General features: G+C 71.8%; 19 protein-coding genes and 2 pseudogenes. 10 read left to right on the forward strand and 11 right to left on the reverse strand.

What is annotated here, in order from left to right:
* A pseudogene (locus tag C1I99_RS32700) lies at nucleotides 1-329 on the forward strand (MFS transporter); the annotation flags it as partial.
* A gap of 30 nt (nucleotides 330-359) precedes the next feature.
* A complete protein-coding gene (locus tag C1I99_RS09825; RefSeq protein ID WP_111133902.1) occupies nucleotides 360-926 on the forward strand; it encodes a dihydrofolate reductase family protein in 567 nt (188 codons plus the stop codon).
* Between the two features lie 154 nt (nucleotides 927-1,080).
* On the opposite strand, the gene C1I99_RS09830 is transcribed toward C1I99_RS09825, so the two are convergent.
* On the reverse strand, nucleotides 1,081-1,275 hold the full coding sequence (locus tag C1I99_RS09830) for a hypothetical protein (RefSeq protein ID WP_111133903.1): 195 nt from the start codon (nucleotides 1,273-1,275) through the stop codon (nucleotides 1,081-1,083).
* A gap of 53 nt (nucleotides 1,276-1,328) precedes the next feature.
* On the opposite strand from C1I99_RS09830, the gene C1I99_RS09835 reads away from it, so the two are divergent.
* Nucleotides 1,329-1,649, forward strand: coding sequence for a TraR/DksA family transcriptional regulator (locus C1I99_RS09835; protein ID WP_111133904.1), 321 nt, complete (start codon nucleotides 1,329-1,331; stop codon nucleotides 1,647-1,649).
* A gap of 118 nt (nucleotides 1,650-1,767) precedes the next feature.
* Entirely contained in the window at nucleotides 1,768-3,321 is a 1,554-nt protein-coding gene (locus C1I99_RS09840; protein WP_111133905.1) for an MFS transporter, read from the forward strand.
* 386 nt (nucleotides 3,322-3,707) lie between these two features.
* Here C1I99_RS09840 and C1I99_RS09845 read toward each other — a convergent pair whose 3' ends face one another.
* Complete coding sequence (locus C1I99_RS09845) at nucleotides 3,708-4,592, reverse strand: NAD(P)-dependent oxidoreductase (RefSeq protein WP_111133906.1); 885 nt, start codon at nucleotides 4,590-4,592, stop codon at nucleotides 3,708-3,710.
* A 49-nt stretch (nucleotides 4,593-4,641) separates the two neighbouring features.
* Here C1I99_RS09845 and C1I99_RS09850 point away from each other — a divergent pair, with 49 nt between their 5' ends.
* Nucleotides 4,642-5,046: a MerR family transcriptional regulator gene (locus tag C1I99_RS09850; RefSeq protein ID WP_111133907.1), complete on the forward strand. Its 405-nt coding sequence runs from the start codon at nucleotides 4,642-4,644 to the stop codon at nucleotides 5,044-5,046.
* Nucleotides 5,047-5,193: 147 nt separating this feature from the next.
* Here the strand turns inward: C1I99_RS09850 and C1I99_RS09855 are convergent, their stop codons facing one another.
* Complete coding sequence (locus C1I99_RS09855; RefSeq protein WP_111133908.1) at nucleotides 5,194-8,076, reverse strand: vitamin B12-dependent ribonucleotide reductase; 2,883 nt, start codon at nucleotides 8,074-8,076, stop codon at nucleotides 5,194-5,196.
* 66 nt (nucleotides 8,077-8,142) lie between these two features.
* Complete coding sequence (gene nrdR / locus C1I99_RS09860; RefSeq protein WP_111133909.1) at nucleotides 8,143-8,640, reverse strand: transcriptional regulator NrdR; 498 nt, start codon at nucleotides 8,638-8,640, stop codon at nucleotides 8,143-8,145.
* Nucleotides 8,641-9,224: 584 nt separating this feature from the next.
* Here nrdR and lexA point away from each other — a divergent pair.
* Entirely contained in the window at nucleotides 9,225-10,010 is a 786-nt protein-coding gene (gene lexA, locus C1I99_RS09865) for a transcriptional repressor LexA (RefSeq protein WP_111133910.1), read from the forward strand.
* On the opposite strand, the pseudogene C1I99_RS09870 reads toward lexA, so the two are convergent.
* Both C1I99_RS09870 and hflX read right to left on the reverse strand, forming a co-directional pair.
* Nucleotides 10,010-11,137: pseudogene (locus tag C1I99_RS09870) on the reverse strand (hypothetical protein); the annotation flags it as partial. The gene lexA and the pseudogene C1I99_RS09870 overlap by 1 nt on opposite strands.
* A gap of 130 nt (nucleotides 11,138-11,267) precedes the next feature.
* Nucleotides 11,268-12,719 (reverse strand): GTPase HflX, encoded by a 1,452-nt coding sequence (hflX, locus tag C1I99_RS09875; RefSeq protein ID WP_111133911.1) that lies wholly within the window; start codon nucleotides 12,717-12,719, stop codon nucleotides 11,268-11,270.
* 173 nt (nucleotides 12,720-12,892) lie between these two features.
* On the opposite strand from hflX, the gene C1I99_RS09880 reads away from it, so the two are divergent.
* Complete coding sequence (locus C1I99_RS09880; protein ID WP_111133912.1) at nucleotides 12,893-14,359, forward strand: NAD-dependent malic enzyme; 1,467 nt, start codon at nucleotides 12,893-12,895, stop codon at nucleotides 14,357-14,359.
* Between the two features lie 248 nt (nucleotides 14,360-14,607).
* On the opposite strand, the gene dapF is transcribed toward C1I99_RS09880, so the two are convergent.
* The 3 genes from dapF to C1I99_RS09895 are packed head-to-tail and all read right to left on the reverse strand — an operon-like array spanning nucleotide 14,608 to nucleotide 17,181.
* Nucleotides 14,608-15,456: a diaminopimelate epimerase gene (dapF, locus tag C1I99_RS09885; RefSeq protein WP_111133913.1), complete on the reverse strand. Its 849-nt coding sequence runs from the start codon at nucleotides 15,454-15,456 to the stop codon at nucleotides 14,608-14,610.
* A gap of 7 nt (nucleotides 15,457-15,463) precedes the next feature.
* Nucleotides 15,464-16,423: a tRNA (adenosine(37)-N6)-dimethylallyltransferase MiaA gene (gene miaA, locus C1I99_RS09890; protein ID WP_111133926.1), complete on the reverse strand. Its 960-nt coding sequence runs from the start codon at nucleotides 16,421-16,423 to the stop codon at nucleotides 15,464-15,466.
* Entirely contained in the window at nucleotides 16,408-17,181 is a 774-nt protein-coding gene (locus tag C1I99_RS09895) for a class III extradiol dioxygenase subunit B-like domain-containing protein (RefSeq protein WP_199562066.1), read from the reverse strand. Before C1I99_RS09895 ends, miaA begins: the two co-directional genes overlap by 16 nt.
* 150 nt (nucleotides 17,182-17,331) lie before the next feature.
* Here C1I99_RS09895 and C1I99_RS09900 point away from each other — a divergent pair, with 150 nt between their 5' ends.
* Complete coding sequence (locus C1I99_RS09900) at nucleotides 17,332-18,540, forward strand: DUF349 domain-containing protein (RefSeq protein WP_111133914.1); 1,209 nt, start codon at nucleotides 17,332-17,334, stop codon at nucleotides 18,538-18,540.
* A gap of 433 nt (nucleotides 18,541-18,973) precedes the next feature.
* Nucleotides 18,974-20,401 (forward strand): pectate lyase family protein, encoded by a 1,428-nt coding sequence (locus tag C1I99_RS09905; RefSeq protein ID WP_111133915.1) that lies wholly within the window; start codon nucleotides 18,974-18,976, stop codon nucleotides 20,399-20,401.
* A 45-nt stretch (nucleotides 20,402-20,446) separates the two neighbouring features.
* On the opposite strand, the gene miaB is transcribed toward C1I99_RS09905, so the two are convergent.
* Complete coding sequence (gene miaB, locus C1I99_RS09910; protein WP_111133916.1) at nucleotides 20,447-21,982, reverse strand: tRNA (N6-isopentenyl adenosine(37)-C2)-methylthiotransferase MiaB; 1,536 nt, start codon at nucleotides 21,980-21,982, stop codon at nucleotides 20,447-20,449.
* A gap of 53 nt (nucleotides 21,983-22,035) precedes the next feature.
* On the opposite strand from miaB, the gene C1I99_RS09915 reads away from it, so the two are divergent.
* The gene (locus C1I99_RS09915) at nucleotides 22,036-22,266 is read left to right on the forward strand and encodes a DUF2277 family protein (RefSeq protein ID WP_111133917.1); all 231 of its coding nucleotides are present in this window, start codon (nucleotides 22,036-22,038) and stop codon (nucleotides 22,264-22,266) included.
* A 14-nt stretch (nucleotides 22,267-22,280) separates the two neighbouring features.
* Here the strand turns inward: C1I99_RS09915 and C1I99_RS09920 are convergent, their stop codons facing one another.
* On the reverse strand, nucleotides 22,281-22,760 hold the full coding sequence (locus tag C1I99_RS09920; protein ID WP_111133918.1) for a hypothetical protein: 480 nt from the start codon (nucleotides 22,758-22,760) through the stop codon (nucleotides 22,281-22,283).
* Nucleotides 22,761-22,949 lie beyond the last annotated feature (189 nt).

Here is a 22,949-nt window from a genome sequence, read left to right on the forward strand (position 1 = left end):
GGGGAGTGCTGCTCTACGGGGTGGGGCTGGCCGCGTTCTCCGCCAACGCCGTGCTGTTCAACGTCGCGGCGATGACCTACCGGCAGCGGATCACCCCACCCGAGCTGCTCGGCCGGGTCAACGCGGCGTTCCTGTGGATCTGCTTCGGGGTGATCCCACTCGGCGCGCTGGTCGGCGGCACCCTGGGCAGTCAGCTCGGGCTGCGGCCGGCACTGTGGATCTGCGTGCTCGGCACCTGGAGCGCGGCGCTGTTCGTGGTCTGCTCACCGTTACGCCGGATGCGCGACGTGCCGGTGGCTGTCACACCGGTCGGGGATGCTGTGAGCTGACCGGCAGCCGATCGTGAAGGAGCACCGACGATGCGGAAGATCATCGTGCACATGAGTGTGTCGCTGGACGGGTTCTTCGAAGGCCCGGACGGCGACCTCAGCTGGCACATGGTCGACGACGAGCTGCACCGGCACTTCAACGCCGAACTCCGCACGATGGGGGCGTTCCTCAACGGCCGGCGCGCCTACGAGCTGATGGTCGGGTTCTGGCCGACCGCCGACCAGGATCCGGCCAGCAGCGAACCCATGAAGGAGTTCGCCGGCATCTGGCGGGACATGCCGAAGATCGTGTATTCGCGGCGCCTGGAGCGGGCCGACTGGAACGCCGTCGTGGTGCCGGAGGTCGACCCGGCGGAGGTCCGGCGGCTCAAGGCCGAGCCGGGCGGGGATCTGGCGCTCGGCGGCGCGGATCTCGCCGCCACCTTCCAGCGCCACGACCTCATCGACGAGTGGCGGCTCTACGTCCACCCGGTCATCCTCGGGCGGGGCCGCCTGCTCTTCCCCACCTCCGGCGAGTCGCAGCAGCTGCGGCTGGCTGGGACCCGCACCTTCGGCAACGGCGTGGTGCTGCTGCGCCACGAGCGGGCGCAGGGCTGACAGCGCCCGTCCGGTCGGCGGACGGCCGGCCATTCCCGGCTGCCCGAATCCGCCCGCCCAGAGCGTGGCGGATGACGGTCCGCACTGACTGCGCACAAAGGGCGTTGGTTTCCGGGCCGCCCGGGCCTATGGTGGCCAGCATGTGTCCGTCGGGTCAGCACGCGTACGCCGTCGTGGTGACGGCGGCGTCGGCTGCCGCCCGCCGGCCGGCCCCGCGGGTGATCCCGGCGATCCGGGTGGTGCGATCCGCGGTCGCGCCGTCGCCTGCCGGCTCGGCGGCCACCGCGCTGCCGAGCCCCACCGGGCGTGCCCCGCCGTGGACCGGTACGACCCCGTCGAGACCGGCCACCAGGGCGAAGCTTCACAGCTTCGGCCCTTTTTCTTTTTCCGAGGAGCTACGCCATGACGACCCACACCCAGCCGGGCGAGCAGGACTGGCTCGACGCGCTGCGATCGACACTGACCATGCAGTGCGAGACGCAGTCCGCCAGGCTGACCGAATTGACCGCGGACACCGGCGACCCGGCCGAGGAGTACACCCGCGGCGCGATGATCGCCGCCACCCGGCAGAACCTCGAGCAGACCGCCGGCGCGTTGCGGCGCATCGCCGAGGGCCGGTACGGCACCTGTGAGCGGTGCGGCGGGTCGATCCCCCGGGAGCGCCTGGAGGTGCTGCCCCACGCCCGCTTCTGCGTGCCCTGCCAGGCGAAGCAGCGCGGCTGACGGCGGACGGGCTGCCGCGCCGGCGCGGCAGCCCGTCCGAAGAGATTCCAGGATCGTCGAGTCCGGCTGGCCCTGTTCGTCGGGACGGCAGACGGCGACAGACCAGAGGAGAACTGCGATGGACACCACCCGCGCGACCCGTCGGGAGTGGCTGGGACTGGCGGTGCTGGCGCTGCCCACCCTGCTGCTGTCCGTGGACCTCAGCGTGTTGTACCTGGCCCTGCCACACCTGAGCATCCACCTGGGCGCGGACAGCACCGAGCAGTTGTGGATCCTGGACATCTACTCGTTCCTGCTGGCCGGCTTCCTGGTCACCATGGGCACCCTCGGCGACCGGGTCGGCCGCCGGCGGCTGCTGCTGGTCGGCGCCGCCGCGTTCGGCGTCACCTCGGTGGTGGCCGCGTACGCGACCAGCCCGGGCATGCTGATCGCCGCCCGGGCGCTGCTCGGGATCGCCGGCGCGACGCTGATGCCGTCGACAATGGCCTTGATCCGCAACATGTTCCGCGACCCGAAGCAGATGGCGACCGCGATCGGCATCTGGTTCGCCTGCTTCACCGGCGGGATGACGCTGGGCCCGCTGGTCGGCGGGGCGCTGCTGTCCACCTTCTGGTGGGGATCGGCCTTCCTGCTCGGCGTGCCGTTCATGGCGCTGCTGCTGGTGGCCGGGCCGCTGCTGCTGCCGGAGTACCGCGATCGCGGCGCCGGCCGGGTCGACCTGACCAGCGTCGCCCTGTCCCTCGCCGCGATCCTGCCGGTCATCTACGGGCTCAAGGAGATCGCCCGCGACGGGTGGCGCCCCTCGGCCGGTGTCGCCGTCGTCGCCGGCGTCCTCGCCGGCGTGCTCTTCGTCCGGCGGCAGCGCCGGCTGGCCAACCCACTGCTGGACCTGCGGCTGTTCGCCAACCGCTCGTTCCGCAGCGCGCTGGCAACCGGGCTGGCCATGGGCATCGTCATGGCCGGGGTCACCCTCACCTCCACGCTGTATCTACAGGCGGTGGCCGGGCTGTCCCCGCTGCGGGCGGGGTTCTGGCTGGTCCCCCAGATGATCGTGATGGCCGCCGGCATGATGACCGCCCCGGCGCTGGCCCGCCGGATCCGCCCGGCCTACCTGATGGCGGCCGGCCTGCTGGTCGCCGGCGCCGGGATGCTCGTGCAGACCCGCACCGGGGCCGTGGACGGCGTCGCGGCGGTGGTGGTCGGGCTCACCCTCGCCGGTTTGGGCATCTCCCCCACGATGGCACTGACGATGAACCTGCTGCTCAGCTCCGCCCCGCCGGAGAAGGCCGGAACGGCGGCGTCGATCTCGGAGACCAGCGGCGAGCTGGGGATAGCCCTCGGCGTCGCGACCCTGGGCAGCCTCGCCACCGTCGCGTACCGCGCCCGCCTCGCCGTCCCCCCGGGCACCCCCGCCGAGGCCGGTCACGCCGCCCGCCAGGGCATCACCGACGCCACCGCGGCAGCCCAGCAGCTTCCCGGGCCGCTCGGCGCCGACCTGCTCGACGCCGCGCGGGCCGCCTTCACCGCCGGGCTGACGACCGTCGCCGGTGTCGGCGCCGCCATCTTCGTCGGCCTCGCCGTCCTCGCCGCCCTCGCCTTCCGGCACGTACCCCGGACCGGGGCGACACCCGAGGCCGACCAGGCGCTGCCCGCGCCGGCCCCCACACCCTGACCCACCGGCGCGGGCACCGGCGCCAGTCCTCCGGCGAGGAAGCCGTCGCTGTAGATCCATCCACGCACGCTCGGTCCAGGCTTCGCACAGCGGCCGGCCGGACTGCTCCGCCGCGGACACCAGGCACCAGCCCGAAACTCCACGCCACCCAGTGCCGCCTGGAACATCCCTGTGACCGGGGTGACCCGCGAGATCGGCATGTTCAGTTCATCGGTGCCGCTGATCCCGATGTCAGTAAAGTCACCCGCCGCTCAGATCGTCGGGACGGCGTTCTGAGCGCGGTCGGTAGCCCGAGGGGCGGGCTACCGACCGCGAAGCTGGGCCGGGCCTGGCCTGGCCTGACATCGGAAGATAACCAGACCAGCCAGATCCGGTGTCGGGATCGGTCAGTCGTTGCGGGGTTTGCCGAACTCTTCGATCAGCACGGGATACTGCTCCCCACCGTGTCCGGCGGCGATCGAGCGGTCAGCCACCGTCTTGATGAACTTCGGCAGTTCGGCGTTGACACCCACCGCCTCGCTCTCCTCGATCAGGTGTGCCATCGCCCGCGCGTCGGTCTCCAGGGCCGACACCTCGGCTGGGAAGGAGCCTCTGTCGATCTGCTCGGCATACCCAGGCAGCCATTCGGCCACACCGGCAGCGATCTGCTGCGCGAACGGCGCATACGTTGCGGCGTCAACACCGGCCGTCCTGAGCAGGGCAGTGCCCTGGAGCCAGGCGTTCAGGACGCTCCACATCATGGCTAGGCCGGCCACGTCGTACAGGGAAGCCAGCCCATGGTCCGCGCCAAGGTAGGTGACGGTGCCGAGCGCGCCGAGCGTTGACTTGTGTGCCTCGAAGTCCGACTGCGGCCCGCTGTGCAGAATCACCGCCTCGGCGGTCCCGATCGCCGGTGGGATGGCCATGATGGCGCCGTCCAGGTAGTGGGCGCCGCGCTGCTCGGCCCATTGGGCGGCTTCCCGGGCCTGGGCCGAGGCGCCCGAGGTCAGGTTGATCAACGTCGTGCCGTCCAGCTCGATGTCGGTCGCGCCGAGCAGCTCGTGCATGGCCTGGTAGTCGGTGACGCAGATGATGGTCAGGGAACTTGCCTTGAGCGCGTCGCCAACCGTTGGCGCTAGCCGTGCACCCTCGGCCACCAGCTGGTCGGCCTTGGAGGTCGTACGGTTCCACACGGTCGTGGGATGCCCGGCCTTCAGGAACGCGCCGGCTAGGGCCTGGCCCATCAGTCCGAGTCCGATGACTGTCACGGATGTGTCGAGACTGTTGTTCATGGCAGCATCGTCAACGTTGATACCGGTGTGAAGGTCAAGCGGGGTTTCGATGCGGATCGGGGAATTGAGCCGTCGGACGGGCGTCAACGCCCATCAGTTGCGCTACTACGAGGCCCAGGGCCTGCTGGAGGCGGACCGTGGCGCGAACGGCTACCGCGAGTACGGTGAGAACGCCGTACTGCGGGTGAAGCAGATCCGGCACCTGCTTGGTGCCGGTTTGACTTCCGAGGACATCGCGTACCTGCTGCCCTGTGCGGTCGGAGAGGCCCCGGAACTGCTCGGGTGTCCCGAGTTGCTGGCCGCGATGCGGTCACGGCTGCAGCGACTGGACGATCAGATCGACAGGCTCGCTCAATCCCGCGGCGTTCTTGCCGACTACATCGACGCAGCCGAGCGAATGGGCAGCGAGAGCCCACCCTTTCACGATGCTGACCTGGAGCCCGTCCCCGCCTAAGCAGCCGGGGTGCTGGCTACGGCCCGAGCCGTGCCGACGGGATGGCGGCAACGCCGTCCCGGGCGGCGGTACGCGTGCTCGCTGGCGTCAGGACGAGAGCAATGAGCCCCGGGCTCAGAAACACCCGGGGCTCATCACAGTCGTACGTCAGCTGCAGCCGCTGGTGGAGCCGCAGCCCTCGCAGACGTAGCAGCTGCCGGCCGGGCGCATCTTCGTGCCGCAGGTGAAGCAGAGCGGCGCGTCGGCGGCCTTGCCGATCACGGCCTCCAGCAGCTCGGTGCTGGAGCCCACCGACGGCGCCGGCTTGGCGGCGGCGACGTCGGCGGTCTCCTGCGCCGGCTGGGCGACCGGGCCGGTCTTCGGCTCCTCCGGCCTGGCCTCGACCGGGGCGGAGGCGGCCATCGCGGTGAGGTCCGCACCGCTCGCCTCCGCCTCCGCCTCGGCCCGCAGCTGGGCGGCCCGCTCCATGGCGGTGAAGATGCCCAGCTCCGCGCGGCGCTCGTACGGCAGGAAGTCCAGGGCCAGGCGACGGAAGATGTAGTCCATCACCGAGGCCGCCATCCGCACGTCCGGGTCGTCGGTCATGCCGGCCGGCTCGAAGCGCATGTTGGTGAACTTGCTGACGTACGTCTCCAGCGGGACGCCGTACTGGAGACCGATGGAGATGGCCACCGAGAAGGCGTCCATCACGCCGGCCAGGGTCGAGCCCTGCTTCGACATCTTGAGGAAGACCTCGCCGAGGCCGTCGTCGGGGTAGGACGAGGCGGTGAGGTAACCCTCGGCGCCGCCGACGGAGAAGCTGACCGTCTGCGAGGGACGCTTCTTCGGCAGCCGCTTGCGCACCGGGCGGTACTCGACGACCTTCTCGACCACCTTCTCCACCTCTGCGGGAGCCTCGGTGGGCGCGGCCGTTTTGTTCGGCTTGGCCACCGACAGCGGCTGGCCGACCTTGCAGTTGTCCCGGTAGATCGCCAGGGCCTTCAGGCCGAGCTTCCAGCCCTCGAAGTAGATCTTCTCGACGTCCTCGACGGTCGCCTGCTCGGGCATGTTGACCGTCTTGGAGATGGCGCCGGAGATGAACGGCTGGACAGCCGCCATCATCCGCACGTGCCCCATCGGGGCGATGGAGCGCTCGCCCATCGCGCAGTCGAAGACCGGGTAGTGCTCCGGCTTCAGGCCGGGGGCGTCCACCACGTGGCCGTGGTCGGCGATGTGCTCGACGATCGCCTCGACCTGCTCCTCGGGGTAGCCGAGGCTGCGCAAAGCGCGCGGCACGGTCTGGTTGACGATCTGCATCGAGCCGCCGCCGACCAGCTTCTTGAACTTGACCAGCGCCAGGTCCGGCTCCACGCCGGTGGTGTCGCAGTCCATCATCAGGCCGATGGTGCCGGTCGGCGCGAGCACGCTGGCCTGCGAGTTGCGCCAGCCGTTCTTGTCGCCGACCTTGTTGCCGAGGGTCCACTGCTTCGTGGCCTCCCGCTGGATGGCGGTGGCCACGGTGCCGGCCGGCTTGATCGCGTCGTTGGCGGCGGCGTGCTTGCGCATGACCCGCTTGTGCGGCTCGGCGTTGCGGGCGTAGCCGTCGTACGGGCCGACGATGCCGGCCAGCTCGGCGGAGCGGCGGTACGCGGTGCCGGTCATCAGCGAGGTGATCGCCGCGGCGACCGAGCGGCCCTGCTCCGAGTCGTACGGCAGGCCGGAGGCCATCAGCAGGGCGCCGAGGTTGGCGTAGCCGATGCCGAGCTGCCGGTAGGCGCGGGTGGTCTCGCCGATCTTCTCGGTCGGGAAGTCGGCGAAGCAGATCGAGATGTCCATCGCGGTGATGACCAGCTCGACCGACCTGACGAACTTCTCCACCTCGAAGTTCCCGTCCGCGCGGAGGAACTTCATCAGGTTCAGCGAGGCCAGGTTGCACGAGGAGTTGTCCAGGTGCAGGTACTCCGAGCACGGGTTCGACGCGGTGATCCGCCCGGTCTCCGGGCAGGTGTGCCAGTCGTTGATGGTGTCGTCGTACTGCAGGCCCGGGTCGGCACACTCCCAGGCGGCCTGGGAGATGGTGCGGAACAGCTGCTTGGCGTCGATGGTCTCGATCACCGCGCCGTCGAGCCGGCCGCGCAGGTCGAAGCTGCCGCCGTTCTCCACCGCGGCCATGAACTCGTCAGAGACCCGGACCGAGTTGTTGGCGTTCTGGTACTGCACGCTGACGATGTCGGCGCCGCCGAGGTCCATGTCGAACCCGGCGTCGCGCAGCGCGCGGATCTTGTCCTCCTCGCGCGCCTTGGTGACCACGAACTCCTCGATGTCCGGGTGGTCCACGTCGAGGATGACCATCTTCGCCGCGCGCCGGGTGGCGCCGCCGGACTTGATGGTGCCGGCGGAGGCGTCCGCGCCGCGCATGAAGCTGACCGGGCCGGAGGCGGTGCCGCCGGAGGAGAGCAGCTCCTTGGAGGAGCGGATGCGGGACAGGTTGACCCCGGAGCCGGAGCCGCCCTTGAAGATCAGCCCCTCCTCCTTGTACCAGTCCAGGATCGAGTCCATCGAGTCGTCGACAGCCAGGATGAAGCAGGCGCTGACCTGCTGCGGCGACGGCGTGCCCACGTTGAACCAGACCGGCGAGTTGAAGCTGAACACCTGGTGCAGCAGCATCCAGGTCAGCTCGTGGGCGAAGACCTCGGCGTCGGCCGGGCTGGCGAAGTAGCCGTACTCCTCACCGGCGGCGCGGTAGGTGGTGACCACCCGGTCGATCAGCTGCTTGAGCGACCACTCCCGCTCCGGGGTCCCCACCGCGCCCCGGAAGTACTTGGTGGTCACGATGTTGGCCGCGTTGACGCTCCACGACTCCGGGAACTCCACCCCCCGCTGCTCGAAGTTGACCGAGCCGTCCCGCCAGTTCGTCATCACGACGTCGCGGCGCTCCCAGGTGACCTCTTCGTAGGGGTGCACCCCCTCGGTCGTCCAGACCCGCTCGACCTTGAGCCCTGCGCCGGCCTTGCTCCGTGACCTGCTCGTCGTCACACCGTCCCCCGACATCTCATCCGCCCCCTCGTCCGCACGACCACCCGTCGCGCGATCCGACTCTCACAAACTGCACAAAACTCAACTGGTACGGCCGGCGGCCTCGACCGTCTCGGCCCCGCCCTCCCGGGCGCGCGCCGCGGCCCGCAGCGTCTCGATCTCACGCTCGAAGTCGGCGAGCGAGTCGAACGACCGGTAGACGCTGGCGAACCGCAGGTAGGCGACCTCGTCCAGGTCCCGCAGCGGACCCAGGATCGCCAGCCCCACCTCGTGGCTCGGGATCTCGGCGGCCCCCTTGGCCCGGACGGTCTCCTCGACCTTCTGCGCCAGCAGCGCGATCGAGTCGTCGTCCACCGGCCGGCCCTGGCACGCCTTGCGCACCCCGCCGATGATCTTCGTGCGGCTGAACGGCTCGGTCACCCCGCTGCGCTTGACGACCGCGAGGACCGCCTCCTCCACCGTGGTGAACCGCTTGCCGCACTCCGGGCAGGCCCGCCGCCGGCGGATCAACTGGCCGTCGTCGGCTTCCCGCGAGTCGACCACGCGGGAGTCGGCGTGCCGGCAGTACGGACACCGCATCGCCCGACCTCCTTCATCGACCGCGGGCCCGCCGCCCGCCTCCGAGCACGCGTCACCACGGCGGAGCCATCACCGGATGGCACCCGCCGTGCTGGCGGTGCGGGAGTGCGGTCGGTAGTCGAACCCAACCTGTAGGCGAGTTACGCCCATGTGACTACTACATCTAGGGGTTGACCGTATGTCGCCGACGAACGGAGGTCAAGTTGGCCGGCGTGTCCGGCGCGTCACCTGACATCCCGGTCGATCCACCCCTCCCGCCCCGCCGGAGAACCAACCGTCCGATCCCGGTCGGGGTTGTTCGTCCGGACGGCCGAGACCACCGACGATCCGCCAGCCGTCGAACACCCGTTCTACCCGACGTATCATTTACCAGAACGGGCGTACGAGCCGACCTCTCTTCGCCCGACACGCCGGGGTGACCTCGTACAGATGTTTGAAAATGACCGATCTCACCTATACGGTCATCAACAACCGGCTGCGGCGCTTCCGTCGCACCGGCGACCACCTGCACCACCCGTAACCACAGCATCACCGCACGCACCACGAGCCGCCGAGGCACCCAGCGCCGACCAGGGAGGACGGACGTGACCGAGGACCGGGCCAGCCGGCCGAAGAGCCCGCAGCAGATCACCGAGGCGGGTCCGCCGGCCACCCGACGCCGGGGCGCCGCGCGCAGCCGGACGGGCCAGCCCGCCGTGCGCCCGGTCACCCCGGTGGTCAGCGCGTTCCCCGACCCGACGACGGTCGACCTGACCGCCCGGCAACGGCGGATCCTGGAGTTCATCCGCGGCTGGGTCGAGCGGCAGGGCTACCCACCCAGCGTGCGCGAGATCGGCGAGGCGGTCGGCCTGGTCTCCCCGTCGAGCGTCGCCTACCAGCTCAAGGAGCTGGAGAAGAAGGGCTTCCTGCGCCGCGACCCGAACCGGCCGCGCGCGGTGGACGTCCGGGCCCCGGGCGACGTGGTCGACGACGAGCTGAGCCGCGCGCAGCGCCCCACCCCCGCGTACGTGCCGATGCTGGGCCGGATCGCCGCCGGTGGCCCGATCCTCGCCGAGCAGGCCGTGGAGGACGTCTTCCCGCTGCCCCGCGAGCTGGTCGGCGAGGGCGAGGTCTTCATGCTCCAGGTCAAGGGCGACTCGATGCTCGACGCGGCGATCTGCGACGGCGACTGGGTGGTGGTGCGGCAGCAGCCCACCGCCGAATCCGGCGACATCGTCGCGGCCATGCTCGACGGCGAGGCGACCGTCAAGACCTACCGCCGGCGCGACGGCCACGTCTGGCTGATGCCGCAGAATCCGGCCTTCGACCCGATCCCCGGCGACGACGCCACCATCATGGGCCGGGTCGTCGCGGTGCTGCGCCGCATCTGACCCGGGCCTCCGGGTGACCACCGACCGATGGTCACCCGGCCCGGCCGCACCGGTCGCTCAGTAGCGGTCGCCCCGGTAGCCCCGGCCGCCGCGATCAGGTAGGTGATGTCCTGCAGGGTGAGCCCGTCGAGCCAGGACTGCTCGGTCTTCTTCGGGGTGTCCGCCGCGCCGGCCAGCGGCTTCGCACCCTCCGTCGACGGGGTGTAGCTGAGGATGTCGACCGGGTCGTCCTCCTCCAGCTGGCCGCCGTCGGAGACGGTGAGGAAGGTCTTCCCGTCCGGGGTGTAGGCGATCGCCTCGCCGAACGGATCGGCCAGCGGCGTCACCCGGGGCGTGCCGGTGGTCAGCGCGGCCACCACGTCCCCGTCCGGCACGTCGTACTCGAAGGCGTCCGCGTATGTGCGCAGCACCACCCGGGACCCGTCGGGGGAACGGGCGGCGCCGGTGATCGCCACCCGGCCGAAGGCGTTGAGCCGGTTCTCCGTGTCGGTCTTCGGCAGGCTGATCTCGCCGACCTTCTTCATCGGCACGGCCTCGGTGTCGCCGCTGCGCATCTTCGCCGCCGGGGTGAAGATCAACGCCTTGCCGGAGGTCACCTTGGTGATGATCAGTGGGTTGCCGTCGGTGCCGATCAGCAACGCCTCGGCGTCGTGCGGCTTGCCCTCGGGGTAGGAGAGGCGGTGCAGCACCGGCTGCTTCGACCCGCTGACCGGCATGCTCCACAGCGCCACCCGCTCCCGGCGCTGGCGGCTGGTGATGTTGTCGCCCGTGTCGGCGATCCAGAGCGTCTTGCCGTTCGGGGAGAGCGCGAGATCCTCCGTGTCGAACGGGCCACGACCCGAGTAGCGGACCTCATCGGAGACCTTGCACTTGCTGTCGAGGAAGAAGACCCGCTTCCGGCTCTCGATCTCGGAGCTGTCGTTGATCACGATGTAGCCGGTCTTCGTGGCCACCAGGCCGGACAGCTCCCGCAGCCGCTCGTCGGTCACCGTGCACCGCTTCTTGCCGGGGGCGAGCGCGGACTGCGGCGAGGCCGAGGCGGGAGCCGCCAGCGCGACTGCGGTGCACGCCACGGTCGCCCCAAGCAGGCCGAGGGCAACCGTGACCGAGGAAACAGGGCGGCGCATCCTGTCAGTGTCGCATGCCGAAAGTTTCACCCGGGTGACGCCGGACGCCTCAGCGGCGCCGCGGGACCCGGGCGTCTCGTCGCCCCCCGGCGCCGCACCCACCCCACCCGACCCCGAGGGCCGCCGGGGCTCAGCGGGCGCCGGCGACCGGCTGGCCCTCCTCGGCGCGGAACGGCGCCAGCTCGGCGGCGAGCGCCGCACCCACCCGTACGTGCACCAGGGTGCCCTCGGCCAGGTGGGAGGTGCCGAGCACCTCACCCTGCCGGTGCACCCGGGCCACCAGGTCGCCCCGGTCGTAGGGCAGCACGGCCCGGACCTCCACCGCCGGGCGGGGCAGCCGCGACTCCACGGCCTCCCGCAGCCCGTCGACCCCGCGCCCGGTGTGGGCGGAGACGAACACCGCGTCCGGCCAGAGCCGCTTCAGACGCAGCAGCGTCTCCTCGTCGGCCGCGTCGGTCTTGTTGACCACCAGCAGCTCCGGCAGCCGGTCGGCGCCCACCTCGGCGAGCACCTCCCGCACCGCGCGGACCTGCTCCTCCGGATCCGGGTGGGTGCCGTCGACGACGTGCACCACCAGGTCGGCGTCCGCGACCTCCTCCAGCGTCGAGCGGAACGCCTCGACGATCTGGTGCGGCAGGTGCCGGACGAAGCCCACGGTGTCGGCGAAGGTGTAGACCCGCCCGTCCGGGGTGGTGGCCCTGCGGGTGGTCGGGTCGAGGGTGGCGAACAGCGCGTTCTCCACCAGCACGCCCGCCCCGGTCAGCCGGTTGAGCAGGCTGGACTTGCCGGCGTTGGTGTAGCCGGCGATGGCCACCGCGGGCACCGCGTTGCGGGAGCGGCGGGCACGCTTGGTCTGGCGTACCGTCCGCATGCCCTTGATCTCCCGGCGCAGCCGGGAGATACGGTGCCGGATCCGGCGCCGGTCGGTCTCCAGCTTGGTCTCACCGGGGCCGCGCAGACCCACGCCGCCGCCCGCGCCGCCGCCGCGACCGCTACCACCGCTCTGCCGGGACAGCGTCTCGCCCCAACCGCGCAGCCGCGGCAGCAGGTATTCCAGCTGGGCCAGCTCGACCTGGGCCTTGCCCTCCCGGCTCTTGGCGTGCTGGGCGAAGATGTCCAGGATCAGCGCGGTGCGGTCGACAACCTTGACCTTCGTCCGCTGCTCCAGGTTGCGCAGCTGGGACGGGGAGAGTTCACCGTCACAGATGATCGTGTCGGCGCCGGCGGCGAGCACCACCGAGCCCAGGTCATCGACCTTGCCCCGACCGATGTAGGTGGCCGGGTCGGGCCGGGTACGGCGCTGGATCAGCCCCTCCAGCACCTGCGAGCCGGCCGTCTCGGCGAGCGCCGCCAACTCCGTGAGGGAGTTCTCGGCGTCGCTCTGCGTGCCCTCGGTCCAGACGCCGACCAGGACCACCCGCTCCAGCCGGAGCTGGCGGTACTCGACCTCGGTGATGTCGGTGAGCTCGGTGGAGAGGCCGGGGACCCGCCGTAGCGCCTGCCGCTCGGACAGCTCGAACTCGCCGGTCGTGGCGTCGAGCTCGTCGTCGGTGTGGGGAACGTAGGTCTCCTCGTGGGTCAAGCCGATCTCCTGTCCGTTCTGTCACGTCCCGAGCAATCCTGACATGTGTCAACGCCGGGCGCACCTGCAATATGCCCGTGCTGAACAGCGCAAAGGGCGGGGGCGGATGCCGGCCGACCTTGGCAGGCGGGTAGAAATGCGGGCGAGCTGCTCAGCGTCGACGGAGGGATCCCGTGGCCATCACCCGACTTCCGAGTGCCGGATTCTCGATCACCATCCGGATCGCCGTACCCGCGGACGCATCCTCGATCGGCCGGCTGACCACCTCCGTCGGCGAGGCCGGGGCGATCGTCACCGCGCTCGACGTGGTGGACTCCGACCCCACCCACGTGATCGTCGACCTGACCTGCGACACCGCCGACGCCAGCCACGCCGACCAGGTGGTCGACGCGCTCACCGCGCTGGACGGGGTGGACGTGCGCAAGGTGTCGGACCGGACGTTCCTGCTGCACCTGGGCGGCAAGATCGAGGTGAGTTCCAAGGTCGCGCTGCGCACCCGGGACGAGCTCTCCCGCGCGTACACCCCGGGGGTGGCCCGGGTCTGCCAGGCGATCGCGGAGAACCCGGCCGACGCCCGCCGGCTCACCATCAAGCGGAACACGGTCGCCGTGGTCAGCGACGGCTCCGCGGTGCTCGGCCTGGGCAACCTCGGGCCGGCCGCCTCGCTGCCGGTGATGGAGGGCAAGGCGGCGCTGTTCAAGCGCTTCGGCGGGGTGGACGCCTGGCCGGTGGTGCTGGACACCCAGGACACCGACGAGATCGTGTCCATCGTCAAGGCGATCGCTCCGGCGTACGGCGGGATCAACCTGGAGGACATCGCCGCGCCGCGCTGCTTCGAGATCGAGGCCCGGCTGCGGGCCGCGCTGGACATCCCGGTCTTCCACGACGACCAGCACGGCACCGCGATCTGCGTGCTCGCCGCGCTGACCAACGCGCTGCGCGTCGTGGGCAAGCAGCTCGCGGACGTCCGGGTGGTGGTCTCCGGCGCCGGCGCGGCCGGCACCGCGATCATGAAGCTGCTGCTGCGTCAGGGCGTGGGCGACATCATCGCGTACGACCGGCAGGGCGCCCTGCACCGCGGCCAGCCCGGCCTCAACCCGGCCTGGCAGTGGCTGGCCGAGCACACCAACCGGGAGAACTACTCCGGCGACCTGCCCGGGGCGATCCACGGCGCGGACGTCTTCATCGGGGTGAGCGCCCCGAACCTGCTCACCGGCGAGGACATCGCCATGATGGCCAAGGACGCGATCGTCTTCGCGCTGGCCAACCCGGACCCCGAGGTGGACCCACGGGAGGCGCGCAAGCACGCCGCCGTGGTCGCCACCGGCCGGTCGGACCAGCCGAACCAGATCAACAACGTGCTCGCCTTCCCGGGTGTCTTCCGCGGCATGCTCGACGCGCACGCCGAGGAGTTCACCGAGGAGATGGCGATCGCCGCCGCCCGGGCCATCGCGGACGTGGTCGGCGAAGACAAGATCAACCCGACGGTGATCGTGCCCAGCGTCTTCGACTCCCGGGTCGCCCCCGCGGTCGCGGCGGCCGTCCGCGCCGCCGCCCAGCACCCCGCCCCCGCCCCGGCGGCCGACCCGGGCCCCGCCGACCTCCCCGAGATCGCCGCCGAAGCCTCCGCCACCCCCTGACAGTCCCTCCCGCCGGCCCCGCCCCGCCCACCCCGGCTCCCGCCGCTGCCGACGCCGGCGAGCAAGCCGTCCCCGGACGCCCTGGTCGCGGCGGTGGAGCGGCCCACCCGCGCCTCGCCACCCCACCTTTGGGTGCAGCTGTTGTCACTCCCGCGACAACAGCTGCACCCAAACCCCCGGTCCGCCGCGCGCCGTCGCGGTTGAGGTCGGTGCGCCCGAACGGGTGACCCGCTCCCACCACCTCACCGTCAGGCGGTGGGCAGGGCGGTGGAGTCGATCTCGCCGGTGGCGACGAGGACGGCGGGACCGGCGAGCCAGCAGGAGTCGTCCGTAATCGTGACGGTGAGGCGGCCACCGGGGACGTCCACCGCCATCACACCGGTGTCCCGGCCGGCGTCGCGCAGGGCCACCGCGGCCACCGCGCAGGCGCCGGTGCCGCAGGAGAGGGTCTCCGCCGAGCCCCGCTCGTACACCCGCATCAGCACGTGCCCGTCAGTGCCGTCGACCGGGTCGGCGGACGCGGTGAACTCGACGTTCACCCCGGCCGGGAAGACCGCCGGATCCACCTCGGGCGCCCGGGTGAGGTCCAGCGCGGACAGCTCCAGCCCGGCCGGCAGCCCGCAGACCAGGTGCGGGTTGCCCACGTCTACCGCCGTTCCGGTCAGGGCCAGCCCGCCCAGGGTGGCGGTCGCGGCGTCGTACAGCCGGGGGCGGCGCATCTCGACGGCGACGGCGTCGGCCGTGACCAGCGCGCGCAGGACGCCGGCCCGGGTGGCCACCGGGAGCGCCTCGTCCGTCGGCACCGCCAGCCCGGTGGCGACCAGGTAGCGGACGAAGACCCGGGCGCCGTTGCCACACATCTCGGCGAACGACCCGTCGGCGTTCCAGTAGTCCATGAACCACTCGGCCTCGCCGGCCAGGGCCGCGCCCTCGGGGTGCTTGGCCGCCCGCACCACCCGCAGCACGCCGTCCGCGCCGAGCCCGCGCCGCCGGTCGCAAAGCGCCGCGACCAGCCCGGGGGTGAGGTCGAGGGCCCCGTCCGGGTCAGGCAGGATCACGAAGTCGTTGCCGGTGCCGTGCCCCTTGGTGAACTCCACACCCCCATCATCGCGCAGCGGCGGGGACCAGCCGCAGGGCGTCGGCGACCAGGCCCGGCGCGGCCGAGTCGAACCAGTGGATCCGGGGGTCGCGGCGGAACCACGAGCGCTGCCGGCGGACGAAGCGGCGGGTGGCCCGGATCGTCTCGTCGTGCGCCTCGGTCTCGGTCAGCTCGCCGGCCAGGAACCGCAGCACCTGCTGGTAGCCGAGGGCCCGGCTGGCCGTCCGCCCCTCGGGCAGGCCACGCCCGACCAGCTCCCGGGTCTCGGCGACCAGCCCGTCGGCCCACATCCGGTCCACCCGTACCGCGATCCGCTCGTCCAGCAGCGCCGTGTCCAGGTCCACCCCGAGCTGCACCGACGGGTAGTACGGGGCCGGTTCCGGCAGCGAGGCGGTGAACCGCCCCCCGGTCAGCTCGATGACCTCCAGGGCGCGGACGATCCGCCGGCCGTTGCCGGGCAGGATGCCCGCCGCCGCGGCCGGGTCGGCGGCGCGCAGCCGCGCGTACAGCGGCGCGGGCCCGACCTGGGCGAGTTCGCGTTCCAGCCGCTCCCGCACCGCCGGGTCGGTGCCGGGGAACTCGAACTGCTCCAGCACCGCCCGGACGTAGAGGCCGGACCCGCCCACCAGCAGCGGCACCCGGCCCCGGGTGAGGATGTCGTCGACGGCCGCGCGGGCCAGCCGCTGGTATTCGGCGACGCTCGCCGGTTCGGTGACGTCCCAGATGTCCAGCAGGTGGTGCGGCACCCCCTCGCGCTCGGCCGGGGTGAGCTTCGCGGTGCCGATGTCCATGCCCCGGTAGAGCTGCATCGAGTCGGCGTTGACCACCTCACCGCCGAGGGCGTGGGCGAGCGCGATGCTCAGCGCCGACTTGCCGGCCGCCGTCGGCCCGACCACCGCGACCACCGTCCCGACGGGCGGGCGGCTACCGCCGGCCCCGGCGGGGCCGGTCACGCCCGCTCCCAGCTGGCGACGAAGTAGGCCACGCCGTACGGGGCGGCGTCGTAGATCAGCTCGCCGCGCCAGTCCCCGCCGGCCGCGCGGGCCGCACCGGCGAGCACCTGCCAGGGCGCGCGCCCGGCGGTCCTCAGCTCCGCCGACACCTGCGGGTCCAGGCCGAGCAGGGCCTCGGTGTCCGCGCCGGCCAGGGCCCGGGCAACCCCGCTGTCGTACGCCTCGGCGCGCGGGTCGTGGTAGCCGGGCGCCTTCTCGCCCCGGCAGGCCGACCCGTCCCCCATCACCAGCAGCGCCCAGGGGCGGTCGCCGCCCAGCCGCTCCCCGAACTCCCGGCACCCCGACACCGACTCGCCGTCGGCGACGGTGGCCATCCGGTACGTCACGGGCCGGCGGTCGGTCGCCCGGCCCAGCAGCCAGGCGCCGACGAGCAGGCTCAGCGGCAGCCGGTCGGTACCGGCCGTCCCGCCGGCCGCGCCGAGCCGGACCTCCAGCGGCACCCCCCACGGCGCGAAGCTGCCCCGGTAGGGGTGGGCGAGGACGGCGCTGCGGCTCTCCGCGCCCAGCACCAGGACGGTCTGCGCCGCGGAGTCGTACAGCCGGGCCACGGCGGCGGCGCAGGCGGCGCGGAGGTCGTCCAGTTCGCCGGCGGCGGCGCCGGCCAGCTCGGGCACGAGCAGGGGTGGGTGCGGGCAGACGGCGGCGGCGACCAGAGGCACCCGTTCACCGTAGCGGGACCGCCCGGCGCGGCCCCGCGCCGATCCGGTCATCAGGCGCTAGGACACCGTATGGTCACGGTCGGCGATAGGCGCTCGACGCGGACCGGGTCGGACCTGTGACAATGCCGGGAGAAACTTTGCTGCGCCGTGGCGGCGATCGTGGGACGACTTCCCCGACGCCGGGAGAACGAGGATGGGTACATGAGCGACTGGACTGCCTTCGGACGGGTGGACGCGGACGGCACCGTGTACGTCAAGACCGCCGAGGGCGAGCGGGTGGTCGGATCCTGGCAGGCGGGAGCGCCGGAGGAGGGGCTGGCCCACTTCGCCCGCCGCTTCGCCGACCTGGTGACCGAGGTGGACCTGACCGAGGCCCGGCTCAACTCCGGGGCGGCGGACGCCGGCCACTCGCTGACCACGATCCGTCGGCTCCGCGCCTCGCTGGCCGAGGCACACGCCGTCGGCGACATCGACGCGCTGGCCGCGCGGCTGGACCGGCTCGCCGCCGTCGCCGAGGAGAAGGCCGGGGAGGCCCGTGCCGCCCGGGACGCCGCCCGGAGTGAGGCGCTCGCCCGCAAGACGGCGCTGGTGGAGGAGGCGGAGAAGCTGGCCGCCGAGTCGACCGGCTGGAAGACCGCCGGGGACCGGCTCAAGGAGATCCTCGAGGAGTGGAAGACCATCCGGGGGGTCGACAAGAAGGCCGACGGCGAGCTGTGGAAGCGCTTCGCCGCCGCCCGGGACGGCTTCACCCGCCGGCGCGGCGCCCACTTCGCCTCCCTCGACGCCCAGCGCAAGCAGGCGCAGGCGATCAAGGAGGAGCTGGTCACCGAGGCCGAGAAGCTGAAGGAATCCACCGACTGGGCGGCGACCGCCGGCCAGCTCAAGGACCTGATGAGCCAGTGGAAGGCCGCTCCGCGCGCCTCGAAGGAGGCCGAGCAGAAGCTCTGGGAACGGTTCCGGGCGGCGCAGGACGAGTTCTTCACCCGGCGCAGCGAGGTCTTCTCGGCGCGGGACAACGAGCAGCGCGCCAACCTGGAGCGCAAGCAGGCGCTGCTCGCCGAGGCTGAGGCGCTCGACATCGACGGTGACCCGAAGGGTGCGCAGGCCAAGCTGCGGGAGATCCAGGCGCAGTGGCACGAGGCCGGCCGGGTGCCGCGGGAGGCGGCCGCCGGCCTGGAGCGCCGGCTGCGCGCGGTCGACGAGAAGGTCCGCGAGGTGATGGACTCGGCCTGGCGGCGTACCGCCCCGGCGGACAATCCCCTGCTGGCCCAGATGCGCGAGCAGGTCGCCGAGGCCGAGCAGCGGCTGGCCCGGGCGCGGGCCGCCGGCGACGCCAAGCGGATCAGGGAGGCCGAGCAGGCGCTGGCCTCCAAGCGGCAGTTCCTCCAGCTCGCCGAGCAGGCCAGTTGACCTGATCGACTCAGGAAGCCCCGGTCCCCGCGGGACCGGGGCTTCCCGTCTGTCCAGCCCGGTCTCCGTCTGTTTCCCGGGTGAGGCAGGGACATTTACATCGACATCCATCTGTGCTTTTCTGAGGAAAGCGCTTGCCCATCCTCCGGGTAGCGCACGGGAGCCGTTCCAAACTCACCCGACGGCAGGGCGCACTCCTGCGACCGCCTCCGCATCGCTGCCGCTGGGCACGGCAGCCTCCACGGCGGAGCGGGTCCTGCCGACCCGACCGCACGGATGACGCAGCCGGGTGGGCGCCACGGCGTCGTACCACGATCCGCTGCGGCAGCCCAGCGTCGCGGACGCATCCGGCCGGCACCGGCCGACCGGTCCGCGACGAGCCGACGCGCCATCCACCACCCCTGTTCGTACTTCGAGGCTGAGGAGAACAACCGTGCGTGAAATCATCACGCGTCGCCTGGTGCGACGGTTGGCGGCGCTGGCCGCGACGGTACTCGCAGTGCCCGCAGCGGCCGTCGCGGTGACGGCCGCCCCGGCCGGGGCGGCGACCGTCGACACCAGCGCCTACTACATGTTCGTGAACCGGCACAGCGGCAAGGCGATGGACCTGTGGCAGTGGTCCACCACCGACGGCGGCGAGATCCGGCAGTACACCCGCACCAACGCGACAAACCAGCAGTTCCAGTTCGTCGACGTAGGCAACGGCTACTACCAGCTCCGCAGCCGGCACTCGGGCAAGGTCGTCACCGTGCCCAACGCGGTGGACGGCGCACAGGTCGTCCAGACGACGGCGAGCAGCGACACCAAGCAGCACTTCACCCTGAAGGACTCCGCCGGAGGCTATGTCCGGTTCATCAACCGGCACAGCAAGAAGGTGCTGGACCTGTGGGAGTGGTCCACCGCCGACGGCGGCATGGTCTCGCAGTACGCGGACCTGGACGGCTACAACCAGCAGTGGCAGATGATCCGGGTGGGCGGCGGCAGCACGCCCCCACCGCCGGGGAACACCGGCCTGGTCGGCTGGGCCACCCAGAACGGCGGCACCACCGGTGGCGGCAGCGCCGGCGCCACCACGGTGACCAGCGCCTCGGCGCTGAGCAGCGCGGCCGGCTCCAGCAGCGCGGCGGTCATCCGCGTCTCCGGCACCATCTCCTGCTCCGGCATGCTGCGGGTGCGGTCCAACAAGACCATCATCGGCAACGCCGGCGCCACCATCACCGGCTGCGGCTTCACCATCAACGGCGACCGCAACGTCATAATCCGGAACCTGACCTTCCGGGGCTGGAGCGACGACGCGATCAACGTGGAGCAGTCGGCGACCAACATCTGGATCGACCACAACACCTTCACCAACGGCTACGATGGCGCTGTCGACATCAAGCGGGGCTCCGACTTCATCACAGTGTCGTGGAACCGGGTGTACAACCACGACAAGACGATGCTGCTCGGGCACAGCGACAGCAACGCCAGCCAGGACCGCGGGCACCTGCGGGTGACCTACCACCACAACTGGTTCGACGGCAGCAACCAGCGCAACCCGCGGGTGCGCTTCGGCAACCCGGTGCACGTCTACAACAACTACTACAGCAACGTCGGCGGCTACGGCGTGGCGTCCACGATGGGCGCCGGCGTGCTCGTCGAGGGCAACTACTTCGAGAACGTCGACGACCCTTTCCACCTCGGTGAGGGCAGCTCCGGGCCGGGCACGCTGGTGGCCCGCAACAACCACTTCGTCAACTCGGGCAGCGGACAGGCCGGTGGCAGCGTGGCCGCCATCCCGTACGCGTACCCGCTGGACAGCGCGAGCAGCGTCAAGTCGATCGTGACGGGCGGCGCGGGCGCGGGCCGGATCTCGATCTGACCGTGCCGGTCGGGGCCGGCCGCAGCCGGCGGGCCCCGACCCTCGTCACTGGGCGGCGCAGCCGCTCGCCGGCGCGGGCGCCGCGGCCGGGGCGCCGATCGTGGGCAGCCCGAGCAGCACCCCCGGCGTACGCGGGGAGCGTCCCGCCTCGGCCGCGTCGCCGGCCCGGGTGCGGCGGTGCGACAGCGGCTCCCCGTCGGCGTTGAGGTGGTGCGGGGCGGCGTACGTCACGGTGGTGTGCACGATGTCGCCGGGGCGGATCCGCCCGGCCAGCGACCCGGCGTCGCCGTGCTGGCCGTTCGCTCCGGCTGCGCCCGTCGCGAAGTGCACCAGCCGGCCGTCGCGGGCCCGGCCGGACATCCGGCCGGTGCGCTCGTCCTTGCGCCCCTCGCCGATGGCGACCAGCACCTCGACGGTCTCGCCGACGAGCTTGCGGTTCTCCGCCCAGGTGATCTCCTCCACGCAGGCGATCAGCCGCTCGTAGCGCTCCTGCACCACCTGCTTGGGCAGCTGGCCGTCCATCGTGGCGGCCGGGGTGCCAGGCCGCTTGGAGTACTGGAAGGTGAACGCGGAGGAGAACCGGGCCTCGCGCACCACGTCGAGGGTGCGCTCGAAGTCGGCGTCGGTCTCGCCGGGGAAGCCGACGATGATGTCGGTGGTGATCGCCGCGTCCGGCATGGCCGCCCGGACCTTCTCGATGATCCCGAGGTAGCGCTCGGAGCGGTACGAACGGCGCATGGCGCGCAGCACGTCGTCGGAGCCGGACTGCAGCGGCATGTGCAGCGAGTGGCAGACGTTCGGGGTCTCGGCCATCGCGGCGATCACGTCGTCGGTGAAGTCCTTCGGGTGCGGGCTGGTGAACCGCACCCGCTCCAGCCCGTCGATGTCGCCGCAGGCGCGCAGCAGCTTGCCGAAGGCGTACCGGTCGCCGAACTCCACGCCGTAGGAGTTGACGTTCTGCCCGAGCAGGGTCACCTCCAGCACGCCCTCGTCGACCAGGGCGCGCACCTCGTTGAGGATGTCGCCGGGGCGGCGGTCCTTCTCCTTGCCGCGCAGGGAGGGCACGATGCAGAACGTGCAGGTGTTGTTGCAACCGACCGAGATCGACACCCAGCCGGCGTACGTCGACTCGCGGCGGGTGGGCAGCGTCGAGGGGAACACGTCGAGGGATTCGAGGATCTCCACCTCGGCGGCGGCGTTGTGCCGGGCCCGCTCCAGCAACACCGGCAGCGAGCCGATGTTGTGCGTGCCGAACACCACGTCCACCCAGGGCGCCTTGCGGACGATGTCGCCGCGGTCCTTCTGGGCCAGGCAGCCGCCGACGGCGATCTGCATCCCCGGGTGCCGGTTCTTGACGGGGCGCAGATGACCGAGGTTGCCGTAGAGTCGGTTGTCGGCGTTCTCCCGGACCGCGCAGGTGTTGAACACCACTACGTCCGGGGTGTCGTCGGCCTCGGCGGCGCGCACGTAGCCCGCCTGCTCCAGCAGCCCGGAGATGCGCTCGGAGTCGTGCACGTTCATCTGGCAGCCGTACGTGCGCACCTGGTAGGTGCGCGGGCTGCCCGCCGCTGCGGTAGTCATGACGGGGAACAGCGTATCCGGGTCAACGCGACCGGGCCGAACGAGGAGGAGCCGTGTGCCGGAGCATCAAGACCCTGCGTGAGCCGTACGTCGCCGAGGTGACCCCGGCCGACGTCGACGCGGCGGCGTTGCAGTACGTCCGCAAGATCTCGGGGTTCCGCAAGCCCGCCGCGCACAACGCCGCGGCGTTCGACGCGGCGGTGGCCGCCGTCGCGGCCGCCACCGCCGCCCTGCTGGAGCAACTGGAGGTGCGCGGCGGCCGCGCCGCGGGCGCGGGTCGGTGACCGCCGCCGCCCGGTCAGGCGGCGGCGAGCGCGGGGAGCACGGAGTCGGGGGCCCACCGGGAGCGGTGGCACTGTGACCAGCCCCGGCAGCGGGGGTCGGCCTCGGTGCAGAGCCGCTGGCCGCTGAGCACCTCGCCGTCGTCGGTCTCCCGGACGTCGAAGTGCACCGCCCGGATCGTGCCGTCCGGCGCGACGAGCAGGTGCCGGCTGGCGTCGAGGGTGTCGTCGCGCAGCAGGCAGTTGCGGTCCAGCAGCCGGGCCAGCGCGGCGATGCTGGCGTGCTCGGGAAGCCGGTCAGGCACCCCGTAGCAGTCCACGACCGTGGCGAACTCCCCGGGTGCCTGCCACACGTCGCAGATGACCGCGTACGTCGGCAGCCGGGCCGGGTCCGCCACCGCCAGGGGCATCACCACCCGCCCGAGCGCCTCGGCCAGTGCCGGGTAGACCTCCACCGGCCGTACCTGGTCGATTCTCCAGTTCCACAGCTCGGTCATGCCGCCTCCTCGCTGTGCTCTCGTCCCACCGGCCTCCGGATCGGGCCTTACTGACGATGGTGGGGTGCATATGACCTCAGCCGGGGGCAAGTTACCGGTCTGTGACCATTCCGGGCAAAATTTCCTCGGGCGCCATTGCTCCGAGTAGCGGGAAGATGACAGTTTATCGGGTATGGTGCGCGTTTCACG

The organism is Micromonospora deserti (genome assembly GCF_003236335.1).
GTDB classification, from domain to species: domain Bacteria; phylum Actinomycetota; class Actinomycetes; order Mycobacteriales; family Micromonosporaceae; genus Micromonospora; species Micromonospora deserti.

What these genes read in the sequence shown, in the direction of transcription:
- C1I99_RS09825 (WP_111133902.1), top strand. Translation starts at nt 360, where the DNA reads ATGCGGAAGATCATCGTGCACATGAGTGTGTCGCTGGACGGGTTCTTC.
- C1I99_RS09835 (WP_111133904.1), top strand. Translation starts at nt 1,329, where the DNA reads ATGACGACCCACACCCAGCCGGGCGAGCAGGACTGGCTCGACGCGCTG.
- C1I99_RS09840 (WP_111133905.1), top strand. Translation starts at nt 1,768, where the DNA reads ATGGACACCACCCGCGCGACCCGTCGGGAGTGGCTGGGACTGGCGGTG.
- C1I99_RS09845 (WP_111133906.1), bottom strand. Translation starts at nt 4,592, where the DNA reads ATGAACAACAGTCTCGACACATCCGTGACAGTCATCGGACTCGGACTG.
- C1I99_RS09850 (WP_111133907.1), top strand. Translation starts at nt 4,642, where the DNA reads ATGCGGATCGGGGAATTGAGCCGTCGGACGGGCGTCAACGCCCATCAG.
- C1I99_RS09855 (WP_111133908.1), bottom strand. Translation starts at nt 8,076, where the DNA reads ATGTCGGGGGACGGTGTGACGACGAGCAGGTCACGGAGCAAGGCCGGC.
- nrdR (WP_111133909.1), bottom strand. Translation starts at nt 8,640, where the DNA reads ATGCGGTGTCCGTACTGCCGGCACGCCGACTCCCGCGTGGTCGACTCG.
- C1I99_RS09895 (WP_199562066.1), bottom strand. Translation starts at nt 17,181, where the DNA reads ATGACCGGATCGGCGCGGGGCCGCGCCGGGCGGTCCCGCTACGGTGAA.
- C1I99_RS09900 (WP_111133914.1), top strand. Translation starts at nt 17,332, where the DNA reads ATGAGCGACTGGACTGCCTTCGGACGGGTGGACGCGGACGGCACCGTG.
- miaB (WP_111133916.1), bottom strand. Translation starts at nt 21,982, where the DNA reads ATGACTACCGCAGCGGCGGGCAGCCCGCGCACCTACCAGGTGCGCACG.
- C1I99_RS09920 (WP_111133918.1), bottom strand. Translation starts at nt 22,760, where the DNA reads ATGACCGAGCTGTGGAACTGGAGAATCGACCAGGTACGGCCGGTGGAG.